We start from the raw sequence: 21326 nt of genomic DNA, 5'->3' as shown, positions 1-21326 counted from the left end.
AACCCTGATAATTCACCTGTTTTTAAACATTATGTTCTGTTTAAACAGGACGTTTTTTAAGCATAACCAATGCAACGCCGATAACGGTTAACCCCATTCCTAATAATGCAATTGCGCCTAAGCGTTCATCAAATAAAAAATAAGCTTCTATCGCAGTTACTGGTGGCACTAAATAAAACAAACTGGCGACCCGCGCTGCTGCCCCTTGTTTAATCAATAACATTAATAGGCTAATCGCGCCTAATGATAAACCCACAACCAGCCATGCTAATGCGAGCATAAAAGGAACACTCCAAACAACAATCATGGTTTCAGTAAAAAATGCGACACTGCCTAATACTAACGTTGCAGTTAGATATTGAATCAATGTACTGCTGATTAAGGGGATATCCGTACAAAAGCGTTTGTGGTAAACCGTTCCAACAGAAATAGAAATAAGTGCAAGTATTGCCCAAAAAATAGAGCTTACTTCTAAGGGAATTACAGTTCCCTCAAATCGTTCACTTAATACAAAAATAACGCCTAATAATCCTAAAAATAGTCCTATCCATTGTAAGCGCGTAATAATTTCACGCAAAATGAGTGCTGCAGTTACAGCCGTCAATAATGGTTGTAAACCAACGATTAAGGCAGTTAATCCAGAAGGTAAACCCACTTTAATTGCGGCAAAAACCCCCCCTAAATAACCCGCATGTACTAATAAACCTGATATCGCAACATGTCCTACAGCATTAAATTGGGTGGGTAATGGTGATTTGCTGATAAACAAAACACCCCATAAAACAAGGCTTACAATCGCTAAACGATAAAATAAAAAGGTAAAAGGTTCAGCATAAGGCAAACCGTATTTCGCGCCAATAAATCCCGTGCTCCATAATAAGACAAACACAATGGGCATTACATTTAACCAAATGATTTTAGCGTTCAAGGGGAATGATATCTTTAATAGGTGGGAATCAACGTCACTATCACATTGATTTAAGATAAGGATTACAAAACCCCTGCATATTTTACGAATACAAACAAGATAATCACACCAAGCAGATGAGATGGTCACATACTTGATTGAATAAAATATGCAGGCTGTTTAACGCTAACCGACTAAGGACATAAAGGATTTAATTTAGGTAACGCCATCCGTAAGGAAGACCAACCCATCCCTAAATTCACTTTTTTACTGGTTACTAACACAACGAGAGAATTAGGTTTATCAGGTAACACAATCATAAAATGCATGGTGTTATCAGTTGTCATTTGCACTTCTTTAATCATGTGTTTTTTAGGGCTACCGCGCATATTAGAAATCATGTCTTCAACAGCCGTGACTGTTCTACCACGGAACATATCAACGGCAGCCGCTGCGACAGCATCTAAGTATGATTGTGTGAAATACGGAACGTTGTGAGAAACGCCTAACAGTAAACCACTATTTAAATCGACCACTGCACAGCCTAGTGCGCCATCTACATTTCTGACGATTTCACTACAAATATCATTGATGTCTGCCATTTTTAATTCTCCTAAGTAGCAATATTGTTTCAGTCCGTACCTGCATTTCCAGCAAGCAACTCCTCATATAAAGCCATTACCAATTTTAAGCAAATAGTTGACCAAGTTACTTAAATAATATTTCACACCAGTGATAAGTCAGAATTGGTAAAAACTTCAAAACACTAAATAGTACAAACTCAATTAGTTTGACGGAAATACGCAGAAAAAACTATTGCGCATTTAAAGCCTGTCCTGTTACCCCTAGACTATCAGCCCCCATCAAATATAAATAAACGGACATAATCTCCTCCGCTGTTTTTAACGTATTAGGGTCTTCAGCGGGAAAAGCTGCCGCACGCATTGCCGTCCGTGTCGCACCAGGATTAATACTATTGACCCGAATAGCCGTATTAGCAGCTAACTCATCCGCTAAAGTCTGCATTAAACCTTCAACTGCAAATTTCGATGCAGAATATGCCCCCCAATAAGCCCGACCTTTCCGCCCTACACTAGAAGAGGTAAAAACAATAGAGGCATCAGTCGACTTCTTTAATAACCCTAAACAGGCTCGTGTCAATAAAAAAGGCGCGTTTAAATTAACCTGTATGACCTTATACCACAGATTAATGTCCGCATTTTCTATCGGTGCTAAAGCACCAAGTAATCCTGCATTATGCAAAAGCCCATCCAAACGCCCAAACTCACGATCTAGCGTTGTGACTAAATCCTCATAGTCTTTTGGACTTGCTCCCTCTAAATTCATTGGATAAATCGCAGGTTGGGGATACCCTGCTTGCTCTATTTCGTCATAAACTGCTTCTAACTTACGGGTTGTGCGTCCCAATAAAATAACAGTTGCCCCATGCTGCGCAAAAGTCCGCGCACTCGCTCGCCCTATGCCATCCCCCGCACCTGTAATTAAAATGACACGATTTTTCAACAAATCGGGAGCAGGTGTATAATCCATCATATAAATACCCTTAATATCACTTATCTATTCACAGAAGAATCATTAATGTCATAACCCAAATAAATGGCTTACAACTCAATTAACAATAGTCTATCAGGTCTCGCCCCATTCGCTAAATGCCTATTGCAGCAATTATTATCCGCTTATCACAGATGATTTTTAATAAAAAAACAAAATCCTGCTGAAAACTCGTTAAAATATACCTGCCTACTGTTACAATGCACTCAGTATAATGCTTTGCGTATCACGGACTAAAATGGGACATCAATAAAAAGCTAGTCAGTCTCAACTAATTTACGCTACGCTACTTACCTTCTTAAACACCTTGTTTAGCTCAAACACGGTCTGACAAAAACCTATATGGAAAATAAATTTTTCATCAGTTTACGCTTCCGTATGATAGCAATGATATTACTCGGTGTAGTTCCACCTATGCTGATAGCAATATTATTTGCCAGTTCGCAAGCGGCACAAATTATTCGGCAGGAAGCTAAAGAAAACCTGATGTTGCGTGCCACCTCTTTGGCTGATAGCGTCACACGATGGGATGAGATGAATGTCAAATCACTCATGACATTAAGTCAAAATGCCGCCTTTACCACGATGGAAGCAGAAAAGCAGATTCCGAGTCTCTCTGCCATTTATCGCGTTTACCCCGAAATTTATGGCACTGCCGTTGTTAAAAGCAATGGGCTTAACTTCACCAGCGGGACAGGCATCGTACATCGCAACCCAATCAACCTAAGCCATCGAGAATGGTTTCAAGGCGCGTTAGAAGGGCATGATATCACCCGCAGTGCCCAAATTTCTCGCACTTATGAACAGCCTGCTGTTACCTTCTCATCGCCTGTCCGTTCCATTCCAACCCTACTACGGGGAGATAAAGGTGAACTTGTCAGCCAACTACAAACGAAACTGAAAGAAATTCCCTACTATAAAAATCAAATAGAAGTCACTGGTATTTATGACAAAGCGACAGAAGACACAGTTCGCACCTATCAAATGGACTACCCTGGACTGATTGCAACAGGAATTGCCGACCCTCTCACCCTAGAACTCTTAGGTATTATCAAACAATGGGAAGAGAAAAAAGTACCACCGCCAGACCGTCCGATTATTGGCGTTGCGGTTGTTCTTACCTTCTTAACCGAATTGGGTAAAGCCGTTGGAGCAGTTCGTTTAGGTCATACAGGATATGCCTTCATGGTGGATGAAAAAGGTCGTGTTCTTGCACATCCTGAAGCGAAATATGTCACTGGCGATGAACTCACCGACTTTAGTAAACATCCTGCTGTACAACACATTCTTATAGGTAACAGTGGGTTATACGCATTTATTGATGAAAATAATGTGAGCTGGCTTTCTCATGGTCTGCGCATTGCCAATGGTTGGAGCGTAATTGCCTTACAACAAGAGTCTGAAGTATTAGAACGGGAACAATTTTTCTGGCGATTGTCTTTAATTGTTGCCCTGATTGCAGTCTTAATCGTTTGCGCTTTCACATGGTTACTGGCTAATCGCCTACTCAAACCGATTACAGGTTTAACGACTGCTGCAACAAAATTGGCAGAAGGAGACTGGCAACAAAGTGTTGATGTTAAAAGCAATGATGAAATTGGCATTCTTGCCAATACCTTCAATCAAATGGCAAAACAACTCCGTGTTTCCTTCTCTATCCTAGATGCAAAACGCGAAGAAGCACAAAAAGCCCGCGAAGCAGCCGAAGAAGCTAACAAAGTAAAAAGCATGTTTGTGGCGAATATGACCCATGAATTACGCACCCCACTCAATGCAATCATCGGCTACAGCGAAATGTTGCAAGAAGAAGCCGCCGATATGGGTATGGAAGATTTTATTCCCGACCTGAAAAAAATTGATAGCGCAGGTCGACATTTGCTCGCACTGATTAACGATGTGCTGGACTTCTCCAAAGTAGAAGCTGGAAAAATGGAGTTATATTTAGAAACTTTCTCCATTAATATGATGATTCAAGATGTTATCTTCACCATTCAACCCCTGATTGAAAAAAACCAAAATGCTTTAGAAGTCACATCTCCCGAAGAATTAGGCATGATGCACTCAGATGTCACCAAAGTGCGCCAATGCTTATTTAACTTACTCAGTAATGCCAGCAAATTCACCGAAAATGGTAAAATTTTCCTAAGCGTTGAAAGTTATCAAGTTGACGCACTGGATTGGATACGTTTCCGCGTCACAGATACAGGCATCGGCATGACACCTGAACAAACGTCAAAACTATTCCGTGCCTTTATGCAAGCAGACTCCTCAACCACTCGTAAATATGGCGGTACAGGGTTAGGCTTAGTCATTACACGACAATTCTGTCAAATGATGGGCGGAGATGTGATTGTAGAAAGCGAATTCGGTAAAGGTTCAACCTTTATCATTGAATTACCAACCCAACTCAAAGATAAAGAACCTGAAAGCGACGAAACCAGCGCGTAAAATGATTGCGACATGGAAAGAGAAAACCACTCCCTGTTATCTAGGGAGTGTCATCATAAAAATCCGTTTTTTAATTGATAAAAATGGATAACAGGAAGGATATTGAAAATAGGCAGATTAAGCAGTCATAGATAATTTTTAACTTACTGTGTGAACCCAATTTGTCGAAAAGCAACATTTAATTGAGCAAGTTCACATTGAATTAAATGCAGATAAGTATTTGCCTGACCAAACTCAGCACTTTTGCCACATTCGGCTAATTTTCCATATAAATCACTGAGTTTACTTGCACCTAATTGCTGACAAGTTAATTTAAACTCATTCGCCGTTAAATTAATTTGTTGCACATCTCGCGCCCGTAAAGTGGCTTCTAACGCATTAACTTGCTGCCAATGGCTACTTAAAAATTCATCAATTAAACAGGCTAACGCCTCTTTTCCCATCAATCGATAAAGATCCGTTAAAACGCTATAGTCCAACGTATAAGTCCGCTCATTATTACCTACACTAATAAATCTGCCCATTTCTGTAACCCTCAGAACATCAATTAGTTTTTATGATATATTATGAATAATATCTATCTATGATGTTGAAAAGTTTACGAGGGTCTCAGTAAAAGGAAAATTCGTATTAACCCTTAATTTAAGATCGGTTTCTACTTAAGGATTTTTCCCTAGTTACTTTCTGTTAAGAAACTGACTAGTTATTTTTGTCCATCTCCCAATTAAAAACACGTCTTGGCGCAATTCGCCCATCACTTAACACTTCACCTAAGCCAAGAAAATCCGTTTTGTCACAACTGGGCGTTAACGTCGTCTGCAACTTAACCCATTGATGAATTGGATAGTCATGTGCAACAGTCACCGCCTGCCCATGTTGGATAGCATCAGCTTGTGTCGCCGATAAACAAACCACAGACCATAAAGGCAAGGCTGTATATAAGGGGCGTAGGTAACTATCCAACGCAGCGAAACCTTGCGTACTTGCCTGCGTCAGCACGTCCATCGCTAATAATTCATGATATTGCCCAACCCCAGTACGGTGCAACGCACTGATATACGCACCACAGCCTAATGCTTCCCCAATATCTTCCGCTAAGGTACGAATATAAGTTCCTTTCGAACAACGAACATCTAACGTTAAACGATTTTCTTGAAAATCAATAATATCTATTGCATAAATCGTAACGGGGCGTGCTTGTCGCTCAATAGTTTTGCCCTGACGCGCCAAACTGTATAGCGGTTGCCCTTGATGTTTTAACGCCGAATACATGGGCGGAACTTGCTGAATTTCGCCTAAAAACTGGGGGATAACTGCCTGAATATGAGCCAAATCAATATTAGCTGTTGACCGCGTCTGTAAAATCTCGCCTTCTGCATCCCCTGTACGGGTCGTTTTCCCTAACGTACATTCGGCTCGATACTGTTTATCCGCATCTAACAGAAAACTTGATAATTTTGTCGCTTCTCCTAAACAAATCGGCAATAAACCTGTCGCTAAATTATCTAAACTGCCTGTATGTCCTGCTTTTTCTGCTTGAAATAAATGTTTAACCTGTTGCAAGGCATGATTAGAGCTAATTCCTAACGGTTTATCTAACAAAATAATGCCGTGTACAGAACGACGTGGACGACGCGGTTTACTCATAAAATCGCTACTCGTGTTTATCGTTGCTGGGATTGTTGGCGTTATCTGCGTCTGTCTCTCCATCTGCGAGTGGTGACGGCACAACGGAGTCAATCAAATGAGACAGTTGTAACGCATACTCAACCGTACCATCATGGATAAAATGCAAGCGTGGCGTGACACGAATGGTTAAGCGTTGCGCTAATTCATGGCGCAAACTCCCTGCGGCTTGATTTAACAGAGCAACGACTTCCGCTGGCTCGCGCTTATTGGCTAATAAACTGATGTAAACCTTTGCATATTTTAAATCTGGGGAAACATCTACACTCGCAATAGTAATCATGCCTAAACTGCTATCATTAATATCGCGGCGGATAATGTCCGCTAAATCGCGTTGAATCATTTCACCAACACGTTGAGTACGTTTGTATTCTTTTGGCATAGTAACGAATTAAATCATTCTCTCAAAAACAGGAGTGTGGTATTTAATGCACTGATTTACAATAAATTATGCACTAAATTCCCTCATAAAACAAAAACCTGTCAAGTGTAGCACTCAACAGGTTTATATTAACTGCACGCAATGCGCAATTACATCACAACGGGTTTATAACTTCCGTTGAATGGTGACTTTATCGTAAACTTCAATCTGATCGCCTTCTTGTAAATCATTGAAGTTCTTAACACCGATACCGCATTCTGTCCCTGCTTTGACTTCATTAACATCATCTTTAAAGCGACGTAATGAATCAAGTTCACCTTCAAACACCACAACATTATTCCGTAAAACACGAATCGGACATTGACGTTTAATCACCCCTTCGGTAACTAAACAGCCCGCAATCGTGCCGACTTTAGAAACACGGAAAACTTGACGTGCTTCAGCCAGACCGATAATAACTTCTTTGACTTCAGGGGCTAACATACCACCTAAAGCTTTCTTCACTTCGTCTATGGCTTCGTAAATCACGCTGTAGTAGTGCAGGTCGACTTCTTCTTCGCTGATAATCCGTCGTGCCGTATTATCGGCGCGGACGTTAAAGCCTATTAGAATGGCATTAGAGGCAATCGCAAGGTTTACGTCTGATTCGGTAATTGCACCAACGCCGCTACCGATAATATTCACTTTGACTTCATCGGTAGAAAGTTTAATTAAGGAATCTTGTAACGCTTCGAGAGAGCCACCCACATCGGTTTTTAAGACGATAGTCAGGGTATTGACTTGACCTGTCTGCATTTGTGAGAACATGTTCTCAAGTTTTGCAGCTTGTTGGCGGGCCAGTTTGACCTCACGGAATTTCCCTTGACGGAATAAGGCAATTTCACGGGCTTTACGTTCGTCAGCAACGACAATAGCTTCATCGCCTGCGCTTGGCATCCCTGATAAGCCTAAGACTTCTACAGGAACAGAAGGTCCTGCTGCTTCAATGGGTTTTCCATGCTCATCAATTAATGCGCGTACTTTACCAAATTCTTGCCCCGTCAGTAGAATATCACCACGGCGTAAAGTACCACTTTGAACGAGAACAGTTGCAACAACGCCGCGTCCTTTATCTAAGCGGGATTCAATCACAACCCCACGGGCTGCCCCATCAACAACCGTTGTCAGTTCTAAAACTTCTGCTTGTAATAATATAGCTTCTAAAAGGTTATCAATGCCTTGCCCTGTTTTTGCGGACACGCTGACAAACATGGTATCGCCGCCCCACTCTTCAGAGACAACTTCATATCCTGATAATTCTTGTTTCACCCGGTCTGGGTCGGCTTGTGGTTTATCAATTTTGTTGACAGCGACGACAATGGGCACTTTTGCCGCTTTAGCGTGTTGAATTGCTTCAATGGTTTGAGGCATCACGCCATCATCAGCCGCAACGACCAGCACGACAATATCTGTTGCTTTCGCACCCCGCGCCCGCATAGCGGTAAAGGCAGCATGACCTGGGGTGTCTAAGAAGCAAATCGTTCCGCGTGGGGTGTCAACGTGGTAAGCACCGATATGTTGTGTAATCCCGCCTGCTTCCCCTGCAGCCACTTTGGCAACACGGATATAGTCGAGTAGAGAGGTTTTCCCATGGTCAACGTGTCCCATGATGGTGACAACAGGGGCACGGGTGGTGTGATGACCTTCTAATTGGGTTTGCATGACCTCTTCTTCGAGGGCATTTTCTTTCAGCAGTTTAGGCGTATGTCCCATTTCCTCGACTAAAACAGCAGCGGTGGTTTGGTCTAAGATTTGGTTAATCGTGACCATGCTGCCAAGTTTAATCATGACTTTGATGACTTCAGCCGCTTTAACTGACATCTTTTGTGCTAAATCAGCGACAGTAATCGTTTCGGGAATACTGACTTCACGGATGATAGGCGCAGTTGGTTTATTAAAGCCGTGTAAGGGTTGGTCAAATTTGCCGACTTTTTTCTGTTTTTTACGGTGTTTACCACCTACATCATCTTGTTGACGTTCGTGTTTAGTCGGGCGGTCATCGCGTTCACGTCCGCTTGGGGCTGATTTACCTTCACGTCCGCCTTTATCTTTGCTGACGACTTTGCTGGGGCGTGCTACTTTATTTTGTTTACCCCCTTTGCCTAAACGTTCCTCATCAACTAAGTTAAGGATTTCGTCATCATCACTATCGTCGACAGTGGGGATAATCGGAGCTGCAACAGGCGGTTTTCGTTTAGCATCCGTTGCTTTTTTTGCCGTGTTTTGTGGTTGTTGGGCTTGGGTTGCTTGGGGCTGACGTGTTTGTTCTGTGCGTTCTTGACGTTCTGAACGATTTGCGTTTGTTCCCGTAGAAGTTGTTTGTTGCTGTGAACGGTTGTGATGATTTGTCCGTTGTTGCCCTTGTCCTCTATTTTCTGTTGGGCGAGCCGTTTTTTCTGTTTTTTCCGCGCGAACTTCTACCGTAACCGTGTTTTTTGCAATGACTTGTACTTGCGGTTGATGACTGCTAGACATGGATGGGCTAGTTTGAGCGGGCGGTGTTGCGGTTTGGGGGGTAGCAACCGCATTCGCTTGAGCAGGTGCTGTTACTCGCTCGTGCGCTGGTTTTTCCTGTGTTTGTTTACGCGCTTGAACTTCGCGCCGTTGTTTTTCTTCCGCTTCAAGGCGGACTTTTTCTGCCGTTTCTTGTTTACGACGGGATTCAGCTTCTTCTTGGCGACGGATTTCAGCTTCTACATCCCGTTGCGCCGCGTCTAATTTTTCTTGTTGAATAAACTGGGTGATTTTTGGCTCATCATCTCCCGCTGGGCGTTTAACGTAAGTACGTTTTTTCCGTACTTCTACGCTAACTGTTTTAGCACGTCCGCCTTGTGTAGCACTAGGCACGCGAATTTCGCTGACGGTTTTACGGGTGAGGGTGATTTTATTCGGTTCACTGCTGTTTCCACCGCTACTGTGTGGGGCAACGGGTTTTTCAACATCTTTGCCGTGTAACTGGCGCAAATGGGTTAGCAGTTGCAATTTTTCACGGTCGTTAATATTGTCGTCGGCGTTTTTCGTAGGTAATCCTGCTTCGCCTAATTGGTTTAATAGACGTTCTAGCGGAATCCCCACCACATCTGCAAATTGTTTTACTGTCACTTCAGCCATACTACTCTCAGTTACCGGGTTTAGTTATTCGTTGGGCTTGAATCGTTAGCCATAAGTACACAAGCGGATGAATAGGGAGTGTGAATCTTCACACTCGTTTACTAAGGATTTTCTGGGGCTTATTGTGCGAATTTTTTGGTGCATCTGGTTTTGCGAGTTGCACAATGAAGCATTTGATGACCTTAATTATTGTTTTTCCTGTTCAAACCAAGGGGCACGGGCTTGCATGATTAATGTGCTAGCGCGGGCTTTATCGACTCCGCTTACACTCATTAAGTCGTCGACCGATTGTTCGGCTAAATCATCCATGCTGATGATGCCGTGACTGGCTAAGCGTTTAGCAAGTTCACTGTCCATGCCTTCCATATTAGCAAGGTCTTCGGCAGGTTGTGCATCGCTTAGGGTTTCTTCTTCGGCAATTGCGTTAGTTACGAGCGCGTCTTTTGCCCGATTGCGTAGTTCTTTTACTAAGTCTTCGTCAAATTCTTCGATTTCTAACATTTCGCTCAGTGGTACGTAGGCGACTTCTTCAAGGCTAGAGAAGCCTTCACGTACGAGGATATCAGCGATTTCTCCTTCTATGTCTAGTTTTTGCACGAACATGTTACGTAACACTTGCATTTCTGCTTCGTTTTTTTGTTCTGCTTGGGATTCGGTCATCACGTTGAGTGTCCAGCCTGTGAGTTGGCTGGCGAGCTTAACATTTTGTCCGCCTTTTCCAATTGCTTGAGAAAGTTGCTCTTCTTTTACGGCGACATCCATGCTGTGGGCATCTTCATCAAGTATGATGGAGACTACTTCCGCAGGTGACATGGCATTGATTACGAATTGCGCAGGATTTTCATCCCATAGAATAATATCAATTTTTTCGCCACAGAGTTCATTCATAACCGCTTGAACCCGTGAGCGACGCATTCCAATACAGGCACCAACAGGGTCTAAGCGGGCATCTTTGCTGCGCACCGCAATTTTAGCACGTAAACCAGGATCACGGGCGGCACTGATGATTTCGATCAGTCCTTCGCCAATTTCGGGCACTTCTACAGTGAATAAGGCTTTTAGAAAGTCGGGGGAGGTGCGATTTAAAAAAAGTTGAGGCCCTCGTTGTTCAAAGCGAACGCTCTTTAAAAAACCACGAATGCGGTCATTAGTACGGACGGCTTCGCGGGGTATCAGTTCATCACGGGGTATCATTGCCTCAGTGTTGCTACCAACGTCGACGATGATATTGCCCTTTTCGATGCGTTTTACGATACCGCTGATAATTTCGCCTTGACGGCTGGCGTATGCATCGATAATGAGTGCGCGTTCTGCTTCGCGAATTTTTTGCACGATGACTTGTTTGGCCGTTTGCGCGCCAATGCGGTCAAAGTTCACAGATTCGATTTGTTCTTCCCAATAGTCGCCAATGGTCAATTGATTATCTTTTTTCTGGGCATCCGCAAAACTAATTTGTTTTGCTTGTTGTTCAGGGCGTTGTATTTCGCTTTCGACCACTATCCAACGGCGAACGGTTTGATAATCGCCTGTTTGGCGGTTGATGGTAACGCGCACATCGATTTCATTGCTGTAACGTTTCTTAGTGGCACTTGCTAAAGCACATTCTAAGGCTTCAAAAATTGTATTTTTGCTCACGCCCTTTTCATTGGAAACCACTTCTACAACTTGTAGGATTTCTTTATTCATAGCCATTCCCTCTATCCAGAAGACTTAATGTTTTGCAAAGTTGAGTTCTTCAGGCACTAGGCGTGCTTTGTCTATCTGTTCGTAAGGCAGGCTGTACGCTGTCCCTTCTACCACGAGTAGAATTTGTTGGTCTTGCACATTTTCAAGCAAACCGACGAAATTTCGCCGTGTGCCTAAGGGCTTTGTTAAGCGAATATTCACGTGGCGACCAATAAAACGGGTAAAGTGTTCGAGGGTGAATAGGGGTCTATCTAAACCAGGCGAAGAAACTTCTAGGGTGTAATGACTTTTAATGGGGTCTTCAACATCAAGCACCCCACTCACTTGATTACTCACACGTTCACAATCGTCTAGGGTGATGCCTACCGCGCTGTCAATGTAAATGCGCAGTAAAATCCCACGGCTTAATCCTTGAGAGAGACGATCCACGCCAACTAATTCATAACCGAGTGCGGTAACGGTGGGTTCTAATAACGCTTGTAACTTCGTATCAAACATAATTCCACTTCATAGACATGACTAACTGCTGATATAAACATATTAATCATGTGTTGATTTAACCTATCTATAAAATAAAAAATGGGCATATTGCCCACTCCTTTGCTTGCCCCTTCATAGCGTGCACTCTCACAGCATTCGTTGGTAAATGTTGTGTTGTATTTGCATGTTATGAATACCTTGCCCTGCCTTATTTAAACGCTTGGAATATACAAAGCTGTCGCCTCATTCAGCAAAAACCCCCTAAAAAGGGGGCTTTTGGTTAATGCGAAATTTTCTGCATAGTATAGATGACGTTATACTCACCTGCAACCATTACTATACGATTTAGATAGGGTCTTTTTTATAAAAAATAGTTAGTTGGCTGTTAAGGTTAGGATTAATTCATAATGCCGACAGCCTGATAGGGCATCTCGGTATGAACTTCAATAGGCACTTGTTTTATATTTGCTAAATACTCAATTGCAGCAACATCTATACATTGTGGTCGCTTGACCAAAATTTTTTGAGGCATATGGCGTAATAACACACGGATAGTGCCACCAATGCTTGGATAAATATGGCTACTGTGTGGAATATGGAGATGGCGCATTAAATATTCTAAGAAATTCGCATTTTCTTGTTGACGCAATATTTTTGCCTCTGCACTGACGGTTGCATAACTGACGGGATGTTCTGCTAATGCGTTAACTTCAGCCATGATTTGTTCAACAAACCATAATGATAAATCTTGCTGTTGGTAAGCCTGATAAAAAAAACAGCCATGAAAATCATCAACGCCTACATAACGACGATGCAAAATTGCCTGACTGGTTAAACCGCTAACCGTCGTTTTTAACAATGCTGATGGAATTAAATAATCTTCCAAACTAATCGAATTAACCGCGCCGCCTGCAATATTCGTAATAACCCACAATTTTGTAGAAATACAGGTATTAAAATGATGATTAAACAATGAAACCCATTTATGCAATTCGCGGGTTAAAATCCCCTTCCCCGTCCACGCATCAATAAAAACAATATCCTCTCCATTTGTCCCCTGTTGTTCCAAAATATATCTTAATGCATTTTCATCGATGCCTTTTTCACGAATCAGCGATATTGAATAATGGGGAACTGTTTGACTAAACACAGCCTCTAAGGTTCGTTTGATTAAAACACCGATAGGAGTGCCAGAACGGGCTAAAGAGACTAACGTAAACTGTGATTTTGTCGTGTGGAGTAAATGCGCCAAACTTAAAATGTGATACGCTAACTTTTTCTTATTATGCGTAACAGCTTGATAAAAAAATGTTAAATAATCTTCCGTTGGTAACGGCTCTACAATAGGCTCACCTGTACGTATGTTTACGACCTGTGAAGTCTCAAGAGATTCAATCAGAATGGGCTTAAACAATAATAAAACATCTGTTGGGAGATAACTCCCTGAAAAAGGGGCGTAATGAATCATAAATTAAATAAAATTTTGACAATTCTCTAAAAATTAAAAACAGAATGTTTTATAAAAAACTATTGATTCAAATGCTAACACAATCAATACAGCGCATTAACATTGATTAAGATAAGAAATGCAGAATTTACGCCATAGCTGAAAGCTCATATTTAATTTTCCAATTTTATGAACCAGTTACAAACACAACAAGCCAGTGTCATTCTTGCTAAAAAAACACTACTACAGCATATCACGCTCTACTTATCTAGCGGGCAACTCGTTGCATTACTGGGACTCAACGGAGCAGGCAAAACCACCTTATTAAAACTCCTCGCTGGTTTATACCCGCCAACAACAGGACACGTTTACTTAAATTCGACCGAACTTCGACGCATTCCTCGTCAACAACTCGCCACCCAAATCAGCTATGTACCCCAACAAACCCATTTTGAATTTGCCCTCACCGTTTGGGACATCGTCATGATGGGACGCAATCCCCATTTAGGACGTTTCCAAGCAGAAACGACACAAGACCGCGACAGTGTCACTCAAGCACTTTACCGTACCGATACCCAACACCTTGCACAACGCTGGTTTCATGAACTCTCAGGCGGTGAAAAACAGCGCGTTATTATCGCCCGTAGTCTAGCAACACAAGCCAATATACTCCTACTCGACGAACCTACTGCAAGCCTAGATATTGCCCACGCACTTAGCATTCTCCAACTCTGTCGCCAACTCGCAGATGAAGGACATTTAATGCTTTTATCCCTACACGATATCAATGCCGCACTTCGCTACGCCGACCAAGTCATTTTATTAAACGCAGGACAACTACAAGCGATGGGAACACCACAAACCGTATTAACCCCACAAACATTACGCGACAACTTCCAACTTCACAGCGAAATACTAACCACCGCCAGCGGGCAAACCCTCTTTTATTTTGACCAACCGCGTGAATATTCCTAAACACACCCCACTTTGACAAAAAATAACCTTTATCTAATTTGCGATACCCTAATAGCCCTGAAATCCCTTACAAACGGCATAATTAAAAAATAAAAAATTATGTTAATCTTTTTACTAGGTTGTTCAAAAAATCACAACACCAAATTAATAAGCTAACCAGCTAAGATTACGGAAGAACTTGAATAAATCATGACCCAACAGGCTGAATATGATGTACTCGTAATAGGAAGCGGGGCGGCAGGACTAAGCCTTGCTTTAGAACTAGCAGACCATGCACGCATCGCCGTCCTCTCTAAAGCCTCCATAGATTCAGGCAGCACCCAATACGCGCAAGGGGGAATTTCCGTTGTACTGGGTGAAGATGACTCCCTCACTTCCCACGTGGAAGACACCCTCAACGCAGGTGCAGGACTTTGCAACCGCGACATCGTCAATTTCACCGTCGCCGAAGGCCCTGAACGCATTGCATGGCTGATAAAACAAGGCGTACCCTTTACCCAAGAATCCAATATTGATGGGCAATTAACCTATCATCTGACCCGTGAAGGCGGACACAGCCACCGTCGCGTTATCCATGTCGACGATGCCACAGGAAAAGCCGTTGTTACTGCACTCACCGCAAAAGCCGCTGTACATCCCAATATTCAACTTTTAGAACGCCACATTACTATCGACCTGATTACAGGCAAAAAATTAGGGCTAAATACAAACCGCTGTATTGGGGCTTACGTCTTAAACCGCGACACCAACGAAGTGATAGCCATGCGGGCGCGTTTTGTCGTCCTAGCCACAGGCGGTGCGGGCAAAGTCTATCTATATACCAGCAACCCCGACGTTGCGACAGGCGATGGCATTGCGATGGCATGGCGAGCAGGCTGTCGAGTGGGCAATATGGAATTTATCCAATTCCACCCGACATGTTTATTTCACCCCGAAGCAAAATCATTTCTCATCAGCGAAGCAGTACGGGGCGAAGGTGGACGCTTACTCCTCCCCGATGGCACACCCTTCATGCATCGCTTTGACCCCCGTGCCGAACTTGCCCCCCGCGACATCGTCGCCCGCGCCATAGACCACGAAATGAAGCGCATCGGTAGCGATTACGTCTTTTTAGACATAACCCATAAATCCGAACAATTCATTGTTTCCCATTTCCCCAATATCTATCATCGCTGTTTAGAATTGGGCTACGACATGGCAAATCAACCAATTCCGATTGTACCCGCAGCCCATTACACCTGCGGCGGCGTTGTTACCGACCAACACGGACGCACCGATATTGCAGGCTTATATTGCATTGGAGAATCCGCATTTACGGGACTACATGGCGCAAACCGTATGGCGAGCAATTCCTTACTAGAATGTCTAGTATTTGGACACAGTGCCAGCCAAGATATTTTGAAAGAACTCGATACTGTCGCAACACCGCCAACCGTACCTGATTGGGACGAAAGCCGTGTAACGGATTCCGATGAAGAAGTTGTCGTCTCACACAACTGGGACGAATTACGACGGTTTATGTGGGATTATGTCGGCATTGTCCGCACTACCAAACGCCTAGAACGGGCAAAACGACGGGTTGACTTATTACAAAACGAAATTCATGAATATTATAGTAATTTCCGCGTTACAAACGATTTAATTGAATTACGGAATTTAGTGGTTGTTGCTGATTTAATTATCCGCTCTGCTTTACTACGTAAAGAAAGCCGTGGCTTACATTACACCCTAGATTATCCTGAACGCTTGCCAGAGCCAGAAAATACGATTTTAATGCCCTAGTCATCCAGTCAAAAAGAAAGGACTGGCAGTCCTTCAAGGACTGCCAGTCCTAGAATCATCACGCAGTTTCAAAGAAAAAACACTTATAACCGCTGATAACTCTCCTCATTCTCTCCGCCAAACACTTCAAACAAACGTGGTAAAAATTGGCGTAACTCTAAAATCATCAAGGTGAACTCACTATCAAAACGTTCGGTATAACTTTCTTTAGCATCTTCGCTACTACCATCAGTTTCAGGGCTTTCATTTAAAAAGCGTAAATTGCGAATCACTAATTCATCGGTTAATACAAGACTTAAACGCTCTTCCCATTGCAAAGCGAGTTTTTTTACCTGTTTGCCTGCTTCTAAATGTCCGTGAATTTCTTCCGTTAATAAATCCTGTTTTCTACACTGTACGCTTGCCTGCTCATTGTCCACCATTTGGCAAGCATCTTCTATTTTAAAATCATGCGGGTATTGCTGTTCGCTCAACCATGCTGTCATGACGGAGGCGGGGGCGCGGTTTGTGTGTGGAATGACTATCGGTAAGCTATCTATCGTTTTGCGTAATAAAACTGTCAATTCTTGGGCTTTTTTCTCGCTGCCTGTATTGACGATTAACCAACCATTTTGTACATCAATATAGGCGGATAAATGGCTAGTACGGCTAAATGCACGGGGGATAAGGGTTTGCAAAACTTCTTCTTTTAACACATTTTTTTCTTTTTTGCTTAATTTACGATGTTCTGTTGATTCTATTTCTTTAACTTTCTCATCTAAATGTTCACGAATGACGCTTGCAGGGAGGATTTTTTCCTGACGGCGAGCGGTGAATATGATGCAGTTATTAATACTATGGGTGTAGTAATTCGCTTCTTGCCCTAAAGGCGGTACCCAGCCCATGCTGTATAAATCCAGCCCGCCACAAGGGCGAAATGCTTGTTCAGCCAGTTTTTGATGGAGTTCATCAGTAGAGAGGGTAAAGGGTTTTAAAAAGCGAAAGAGAAAAAGGTTTTTAAACATACGATTGTTTTTGGCATTGTTGGGGGTTTATTTTTTTCAGTGTACCATTGTTGCAAATCCCGTTCTTGAGATAAAGAGGCATTTTAATGCGTAGAGTTGTCTTAAAAAATAATGATTTTCAGTGGATTGATGTTGTTAGTCCGACTTATGAGGAGTTAGAAAACTTAGGACATGAATTTTCTATTCATCAAACGGCAATACAGGATTGTTTACAGCCTGAGCATTTGCCAAAACAGGAGGATATTAAAGGGGTTAATTTTATCATTGTGCGGGTTTTTGATGAAAATGCGCCAGAGACTGCGAATAATGTGCATCAATTGACTCGTAAAATTGCTATTTTTTTGAGTAAAGATTTTTTGATTACGGTTCACCGTGTGGATTTATCTTTTTTAGATGAATTGCGGGAAAAATGGGAACAGTCTCAATCAATCCATTTTAATGAGTTAGTTGTATTAGTTTTGCGTGATTTGTTGAAAGGGGTGATTAAATCTTATGAAGCTCCATTAGTGACGGGTCAAGGCGAATTAGAGCGGTTTGAAGCAACGATTTTTGAGGGGAAATCAACGATTGATTCTGTACAAAATTTATATTTATTACGGCGAAAAATGTCAATTTATCAAAGAATGTTGTATTTGTTCCAAGATATTTTAATTAAGTTAGATTCGCCGTTTGAGTTACATAGTCCATTATTGCAAGATTTGCGCGAAGAGTTAGAAAGTTTATGTTTTTTAGTTGACCATACGGTTGAGAGTGCGGATAACTTGTTGACGTTAAACTTGTCGTTAGCGTCGTATAAAACGAATGAGACAATGCGGGTATTAACTATTTTTTCTGTGTTTTTTATGCCTTTAACTTTTATCGCGGGCATTTATGGGATGAATTTTGATTATATGCCCGAGTTACATTGGCATTATGGTTATTTTGCGGTGTGGGGGTCGTTTGTTGGGTTTGTTGGTTTAATTTATATTTGGTTGCGCCGTAATGGGTTTTTATAAAATTATTAGCGTGGTCAGGGCGTTAATTTTATTAATCTGCGTGAGTTTATAGCGGTTTAATTGTTTTTTCTACAATGGTAACTGTGCGCAAGAGGGTGGGAAATGTGTCTATCATGAGTTTTTCCATCATACGGGCGCGGTGAATTTCTACGGTGCGCACGCTGATATTAAGCTCAGTTGCAATATTTTTATTGGCTTTGCCTTCGGCAACAAGCCACATCACTTCTTTTTCACGGCTGGTCAGTTGTTCGTAGCGGTGAATAATTTCTGCTTCTTCTTGGTAACGTAGGTAAGTTTCGACACCATGTTGCAAGGCTTCTTGTACACAATCTAATAAGCGTTGGTCGCTAAAGGGTTTTTGAATAAAATCCATCGCGCCCGCTTTCACGGCTTTTACCGCCATTTCGACTTCCCCATGTCCTGAAATAATCAGGAGTGTTAAGGGGGATTTCATTTCTTGGAGTTTGGCTTGTAGTTCTAAACCACTCATACCAGGCATACGAACATCGGCAATTAAACAGCCTGTCCAATCAGGTTGGTATTTTTGTAGAAAGTCTATGGCTGATTCAAAGGTGATGACATTTAAGCCGACTGTTTTTAGGAGTAAGCGAATAGCCGCACGAATATCAGGTTCATCATCGACAACAAAAACTTGTGGTGCTGGATGTTGTGGCTTCATTTATCTATCTCGCGGATGGGTAAGCTAAAACGGAAAATACTGCCCCCTTGTGGATTATCTGTAAAGTGTAGTTGTCCGCCATGTTCATCAATAATAGACCGACATATCGATAAACCAATCCCAACACCATTATTTTTAGTGGTTATAAAAGGTTCAAAGAGTGTGTTTTTTACTTCAGGGGCAATGCCGATGCCTGTGTCGTAAATCGCAACTTCTAAATAGTGAGGACTGGAAAGCATGGTTTTAATGGTAATGATGCGTTGTGTTGTTACGGCTAAAACAGCATCCATTGCATTGCGAACAAGATTTAAAATCACTTGTTGGATTTGAATGTTATCAATCGTAACGGGGGGGAGGTGTGGGCTAAGTGCTAGGCTTAGTTGTACTTGATGGCGACGTAGTTCAGGATGAACGAGATATTCTACTTCATTAATCAGTTGATTAATATCTATCGGTTCTTTTTTAAATTGTTTGTCTTTTCGTGCAAAAAAGCGAATACGTTTGATAATTTCGCTGGCAAGTTTGCTGTTGCGTTCTATGCCTGTGAGAGCAAGGCGCAGGTCTTCTAAATCAAAATTTGGTGTATCAATGAGGCGTAGCCCTGCTTGGGAAAAGCTTAGAATTGCTGTTAAGGGTTGGTTGATTTCATGAGCAAGCGCGGTGGTCATTTCGCCCATGGTGTTGAGGCGGGAGATATGGGCGAGTTCGTGTAGTGTTTGGCGGGCTTTTTCTTCTGCTTGACGGCGGGCGGTAATGTCTCTACCAACGCTAACAATTTCTTGAATTTGTTTGTCATGTCCTAGTATGGCTTTACATGACCATGCAACCCAGCATAGGGGCTGTGTTTGGGGGAGTTGTAGTTCTATATGTCCTATATGAGGAGGATGTTGGAGCTGTTCGCACAGTTGCGTAAAGTTGGTTTGTTCTTCGGGGATTAAGTATTGCGTGAATGTTGTCCCAAGGAGTTGATTTTCATTTTTTTGGAGTTTTTCGCAGTAGGAGGGGCTAGCAAATAAGAATTGTCCTTGTGCGTCTAGTTTAATCACAAAATCGGTTTGGTTTTCGACTAAAAAACGGTATTTTTCTTGACTAATTTGTAAAGCGATTTGTGTTTTTTGACGTTGTTGTTCTAGTAACTGGGTTTTTTGGCGTAAGTTGATATGTGTTGCAACACGGGCTAGTAAAACCGCTGAGTTAAAAGGTTTGGTGATGTAATCCGCCGCGCCGAGTTGGAAGCCTTTTAAGATGTCTTCTGTGTCATCTTTAGCAGTAAGAAAGATGATAGGGACGTTTTTGAGTGCAGGATTTTCTTTTAATTTTAAGCAGGTTTCAAAACCATCCATTTCAGGCATCATGATATCGAGCAAGATGAGGTCAGGGATGATTTTATCAACAATTTTAATTGCTTGGTAACCATCTTGGGCAACACTGATGCGGTAGTTTTGTTGGCGTAAAACCATCCCTAAAAATTGAATATTAGTGGATTTATCATCCACGATAAGAATATGGGGGTCGAGAGATTGACCAGTCATAGGAATATAGGTTGTTTTGTAGAGAAGAACAGGGTTTTTATGGATATCTTAAATAATAAAAAAGACAACAGCTTGTCTGAATCAGGATTCACAGGATTTTCAGGATTAGCAGGATTAAAAAGCATCATTCACCTGACTTTTTGGTTTGAGGGTTTTAAATCCTGATTCAGACAATGTTTTAATCTTGTCTGGTGAATCCCGATGAAAAACAAGAGAGTAATCTCTGCCAATCCCTCAGCCCTTTTCGCGTGTTCCGATAGACCTGCTAGGTTTTGAAAACCTAGCAGGTCTTTTTTTGTCTGAATCAGAATTCACAGAATTTTCAGAATTAGCAGAATTAAAAACAATTAAAAACATAATTTTTTATTCTTTTAATTTTCTTGTCTTTTTAATTCTGAAAATTCTGATTCAGACAAACTGTTGTCTTTTTAAAAGAAACTCGCCGAACTCAGGTTATTGTTAGAAAAATACAATTTATTTAGTAGTGCTAAACAAGTTTAGGTTTTCAACACGTAAAACTTAATTCAGACAAAAGTCTTAAGATTAACTAACAACTAAAACCTGACGTTATATAAGAAACGATTACATTATAATATGCGAA

General features: G+C 41.9%; 17 protein-coding genes. 4 read left to right on the top strand and 13 right to left on the bottom strand.

The annotated features are described in order from the left end of the window. Nucleotides 1-40 precede the first annotated feature (40 nt). The 3 genes from BEGALDRAFT_RS15390 to BEGALDRAFT_RS15380 form a co-directional block, all read right to left on the bottom strand. Nucleotides 41-898, bottom strand: a complete 858-nt coding sequence (locus BEGALDRAFT_RS15390) for a DMT family transporter (protein ID WP_002691559.1) — start codon at nucleotides 896-898, stop codon at nucleotides 41-43. Nucleotides 899-1101: 203 nt separating this feature from the next. Then, nucleotides 1102-1509 (bottom strand): roadblock/LC7 domain-containing protein, encoded by a 408-nt coding sequence (locus BEGALDRAFT_RS15385; protein WP_002691557.1) that lies wholly within the window; start codon nucleotides 1507-1509, stop codon nucleotides 1102-1104. A gap of 211 nt (nucleotides 1510-1720) precedes the next feature. Beyond that, the gene (locus BEGALDRAFT_RS15380) at nucleotides 1721-2461 is read right to left on the bottom strand and encodes a YciK family oxidoreductase (RefSeq protein ID WP_002691555.1); all 741 of its coding nucleotides are present in this window, start codon (nucleotides 2459-2461) and stop codon (nucleotides 1721-1723) included. A gap of 360 nt (nucleotides 2462-2821) precedes the next feature. Here BEGALDRAFT_RS15380 and BEGALDRAFT_RS18510 point away from each other — a divergent pair, with 360 nt between their 5' ends. Next, nucleotides 2822-4927 carry an ATP-binding protein gene (locus BEGALDRAFT_RS18510; RefSeq protein ID WP_002691554.1) on the top strand — a complete coding sequence of 702 codons (2106 nt, stop codon included), beginning with the start codon at nucleotides 2822-2824 and terminating at the stop codon, nucleotides 4925-4927. 143 nt (nucleotides 4928-5070) lie between these two features. Here the strand turns inward: BEGALDRAFT_RS18510 and BEGALDRAFT_RS15370 are convergent, their stop codons facing one another. The 7 genes from BEGALDRAFT_RS15370 to BEGALDRAFT_RS15340 all read right to left on the bottom strand — a co-directional run bounded on the left by BEGALDRAFT_RS15370 (nucleotide 5071) and on the right by BEGALDRAFT_RS15340 (nucleotide 13779). Next, on the bottom strand, nucleotides 5071-5451 hold the full coding sequence (locus BEGALDRAFT_RS15370) for a hypothetical protein (RefSeq protein WP_002691553.1): 381 nt from the start codon (nucleotides 5449-5451) through the stop codon (nucleotides 5071-5073). 175 nt (nucleotides 5452-5626) lie between these two features. Continuing rightward, nucleotides 5627-6574: a tRNA pseudouridine(55) synthase TruB gene (truB, locus tag BEGALDRAFT_RS15365; protein ID WP_002691552.1), complete on the bottom strand. Its 948-nt coding sequence runs from the start codon at nucleotides 6572-6574 to the stop codon at nucleotides 5627-5629. 7 nt (nucleotides 6575-6581) lie between these two features. Then, nucleotides 6582-6995: a 30S ribosome-binding factor RbfA gene (rbfA, locus tag BEGALDRAFT_RS15360; protein WP_002691551.1), complete on the bottom strand. Its 414-nt coding sequence runs from the start codon at nucleotides 6993-6995 to the stop codon at nucleotides 6582-6584. A gap of 165 nt (nucleotides 6996-7160) precedes the next feature. Further along, nucleotides 7161-10145, bottom strand: a complete 2985-nt coding sequence (gene infB / locus BEGALDRAFT_RS15355) for a translation initiation factor IF-2 (protein WP_002691550.1) — start codon at nucleotides 10143-10145, stop codon at nucleotides 7161-7163. Between the two features lie 186 nt (nucleotides 10146-10331). Next, nucleotides 10332-11831, bottom strand: coding sequence for a transcription termination factor NusA (gene nusA / locus BEGALDRAFT_RS15350; RefSeq protein ID WP_002691549.1), 1500 nt, complete (start codon nucleotides 11829-11831; stop codon nucleotides 10332-10334). 24 nt (nucleotides 11832-11855) lie between these two features. After that, on the bottom strand, nucleotides 11856-12329 hold the full coding sequence (gene rimP, locus BEGALDRAFT_RS15345) for a ribosome maturation factor RimP (protein WP_002691548.1): 474 nt from the start codon (nucleotides 12327-12329) through the stop codon (nucleotides 11856-11858). A 379-nt stretch (nucleotides 12330-12708) separates the two neighbouring features. After that, entirely contained in the window at nucleotides 12709-13779 is a 1071-nt protein-coding gene (locus BEGALDRAFT_RS15340) for a cysteine protease StiP domain-containing protein (RefSeq protein ID WP_002691547.1), read from the bottom strand. A gap of 168 nt (nucleotides 13780-13947) precedes the next feature. Between BEGALDRAFT_RS15340 and BEGALDRAFT_RS15335 the strand changes: the two genes are divergently transcribed. Beyond that, the gene (locus tag BEGALDRAFT_RS15335; protein WP_002691546.1) at nucleotides 13948-14733 is read left to right on the top strand and encodes an ABC transporter ATP-binding protein; all 786 of its coding nucleotides are present in this window, start codon (nucleotides 13948-13950) and stop codon (nucleotides 14731-14733) included. Nucleotides 14734-14922: 189 nt separating this feature from the next. Beyond that, a complete protein-coding gene (gene nadB, locus BEGALDRAFT_RS15330; protein ID WP_002691545.1) occupies nucleotides 14923-16515 on the top strand; it encodes an L-aspartate oxidase in 1593 nt (530 codons plus the stop codon). A gap of 83 nt (nucleotides 16516-16598) precedes the next feature. Here the strand turns inward: nadB and BEGALDRAFT_RS15325 are convergent, their stop codons facing one another. After that, nucleotides 16599-17519, bottom strand: coding sequence for a recombination-associated protein RdgC (locus BEGALDRAFT_RS15325; protein ID WP_002691544.1), 921 nt, complete (start codon nucleotides 17517-17519; stop codon nucleotides 16599-16601). Nucleotides 17520-17605: 86 nt separating this feature from the next. Between BEGALDRAFT_RS15325 and BEGALDRAFT_RS15320 the strand changes: the two genes are divergently transcribed. Beyond that, the gene (locus tag BEGALDRAFT_RS15320) at nucleotides 17606-18514 is read left to right on the top strand and encodes a magnesium transporter CorA family protein (protein ID WP_002691543.1); all 909 of its coding nucleotides are present in this window, start codon (nucleotides 17606-17608) and stop codon (nucleotides 18512-18514) included. A 46-nt stretch (nucleotides 18515-18560) separates the two neighbouring features. On the opposite strand, the gene BEGALDRAFT_RS15315 is transcribed toward BEGALDRAFT_RS15320, so the two are convergent. Further along, nucleotides 18561-19193: a response regulator transcription factor gene (locus tag BEGALDRAFT_RS15315; protein WP_002691542.1), complete on the bottom strand. Its 633-nt coding sequence runs from the start codon at nucleotides 19191-19193 to the stop codon at nucleotides 18561-18563. Next, nucleotides 19190-20725, bottom strand: a complete 1536-nt coding sequence (locus BEGALDRAFT_RS18505; RefSeq protein WP_002691540.1) for a response regulator — start codon at nucleotides 20723-20725, stop codon at nucleotides 19190-19192. Before BEGALDRAFT_RS18505 ends, BEGALDRAFT_RS15315 begins: the two co-directional genes overlap by 4 nt. Between the last annotated feature and the right edge of the window lie 601 nt (nucleotides 20726-21326).

This window comes from Beggiatoa alba B18LD (genome assembly GCF_000245015.1).
Taxonomy (GTDB): domain Bacteria; phylum Pseudomonadota; class Gammaproteobacteria; order Beggiatoales; family Beggiatoaceae; genus Beggiatoa; species Beggiatoa alba.
This window is presented reverse-complemented; position numbering and strand designations above follow the sequence as displayed.

What these genes read in the sequence shown, in the direction of transcription:
- BEGALDRAFT_RS15390 (WP_002691559.1), bottom strand. Translation starts at nt 898, where the DNA reads ATGCCCATTGTGTTTGTCTTATTATGGAGCACGGGATTTATTGGCGCG.
- BEGALDRAFT_RS15385 (WP_002691557.1), bottom strand. Translation starts at nt 1,509, where the DNA reads ATGGCAGACATCAATGATATTTGTAGTGAAATCGTCAGAAATGTAGAT.
- BEGALDRAFT_RS15380 (WP_002691555.1), bottom strand. Translation starts at nt 2,461, where the DNA reads ATGATGGATTATACACCTGCTCCCGATTTGTTGAAAAATCGTGTCATT.
- BEGALDRAFT_RS18510 (WP_002691554.1), top strand. Translation starts at nt 2,822, where the DNA reads ATGGAAAATAAATTTTTCATCAGTTTACGCTTCCGTATGATAGCAATG.
- BEGALDRAFT_RS15370 (WP_002691553.1), bottom strand. Translation starts at nt 5,451, where the DNA reads ATGGGCAGATTTATTAGTGTAGGTAATAATGAGCGGACTTATACGTTG.
- truB (WP_002691552.1), bottom strand. Translation starts at nt 6,574, where the DNA reads ATGAGTAAACCGCGTCGTCCACGTCGTTCTGTACACGGCATTATTTTG.
- rbfA (WP_002691551.1), bottom strand. Translation starts at nt 6,995, where the DNA reads ATGCCAAAAGAATACAAACGTACTCAACGTGTTGGTGAAATGATTCAA.
- infB (WP_002691550.1), bottom strand. Translation starts at nt 10,145, where the DNA reads ATGGCTGAAGTGACAGTAAAACAATTTGCAGATGTGGTGGGGATTCCG.
- nusA (WP_002691549.1), bottom strand. Translation starts at nt 11,831, where the DNA reads ATGAATAAAGAAATCCTACAAGTTGTAGAAGTGGTTTCCAATGAAAAG.
- rimP (WP_002691548.1), bottom strand. Translation starts at nt 12,329, where the DNA reads ATGTTTGATACGAAGTTACAAGCGTTATTAGAACCCACCGTTACCGCA.
- BEGALDRAFT_RS15340 (WP_002691547.1), bottom strand. Translation starts at nt 13,779, where the DNA reads ATGATTCATTACGCCCCTTTTTCAGGGAGTTATCTCCCAACAGATGTT.
- BEGALDRAFT_RS15335 (WP_002691546.1), top strand. Translation starts at nt 13,948, where the DNA reads ATGAACCAGTTACAAACACAACAAGCCAGTGTCATTCTTGCTAAAAAA.
- nadB (WP_002691545.1), top strand. Translation starts at nt 14,923, where the DNA reads ATGACCCAACAGGCTGAATATGATGTACTCGTAATAGGAAGCGGGGCG.
- BEGALDRAFT_RS15325 (WP_002691544.1), bottom strand. Translation starts at nt 17,519, where the DNA reads ATGTTTAAAAACCTTTTTCTCTTTCGCTTTTTAAAACCCTTTACCCTC.
- BEGALDRAFT_RS15320 (WP_002691543.1), top strand. Translation starts at nt 17,606, where the DNA reads ATGCGTAGAGTTGTCTTAAAAAATAATGATTTTCAGTGGATTGATGTT.
- BEGALDRAFT_RS15315 (WP_002691542.1), bottom strand. Translation starts at nt 19,193, where the DNA reads ATGAAGCCACAACATCCAGCACCACAAGTTTTTGTTGTCGATGATGAA.
- BEGALDRAFT_RS18505 (WP_002691540.1), bottom strand. Translation starts at nt 20,725, where the DNA reads ATGACTGGTCAATCTCTCGACCCCCATATTCTTATCGTGGATGATAAA.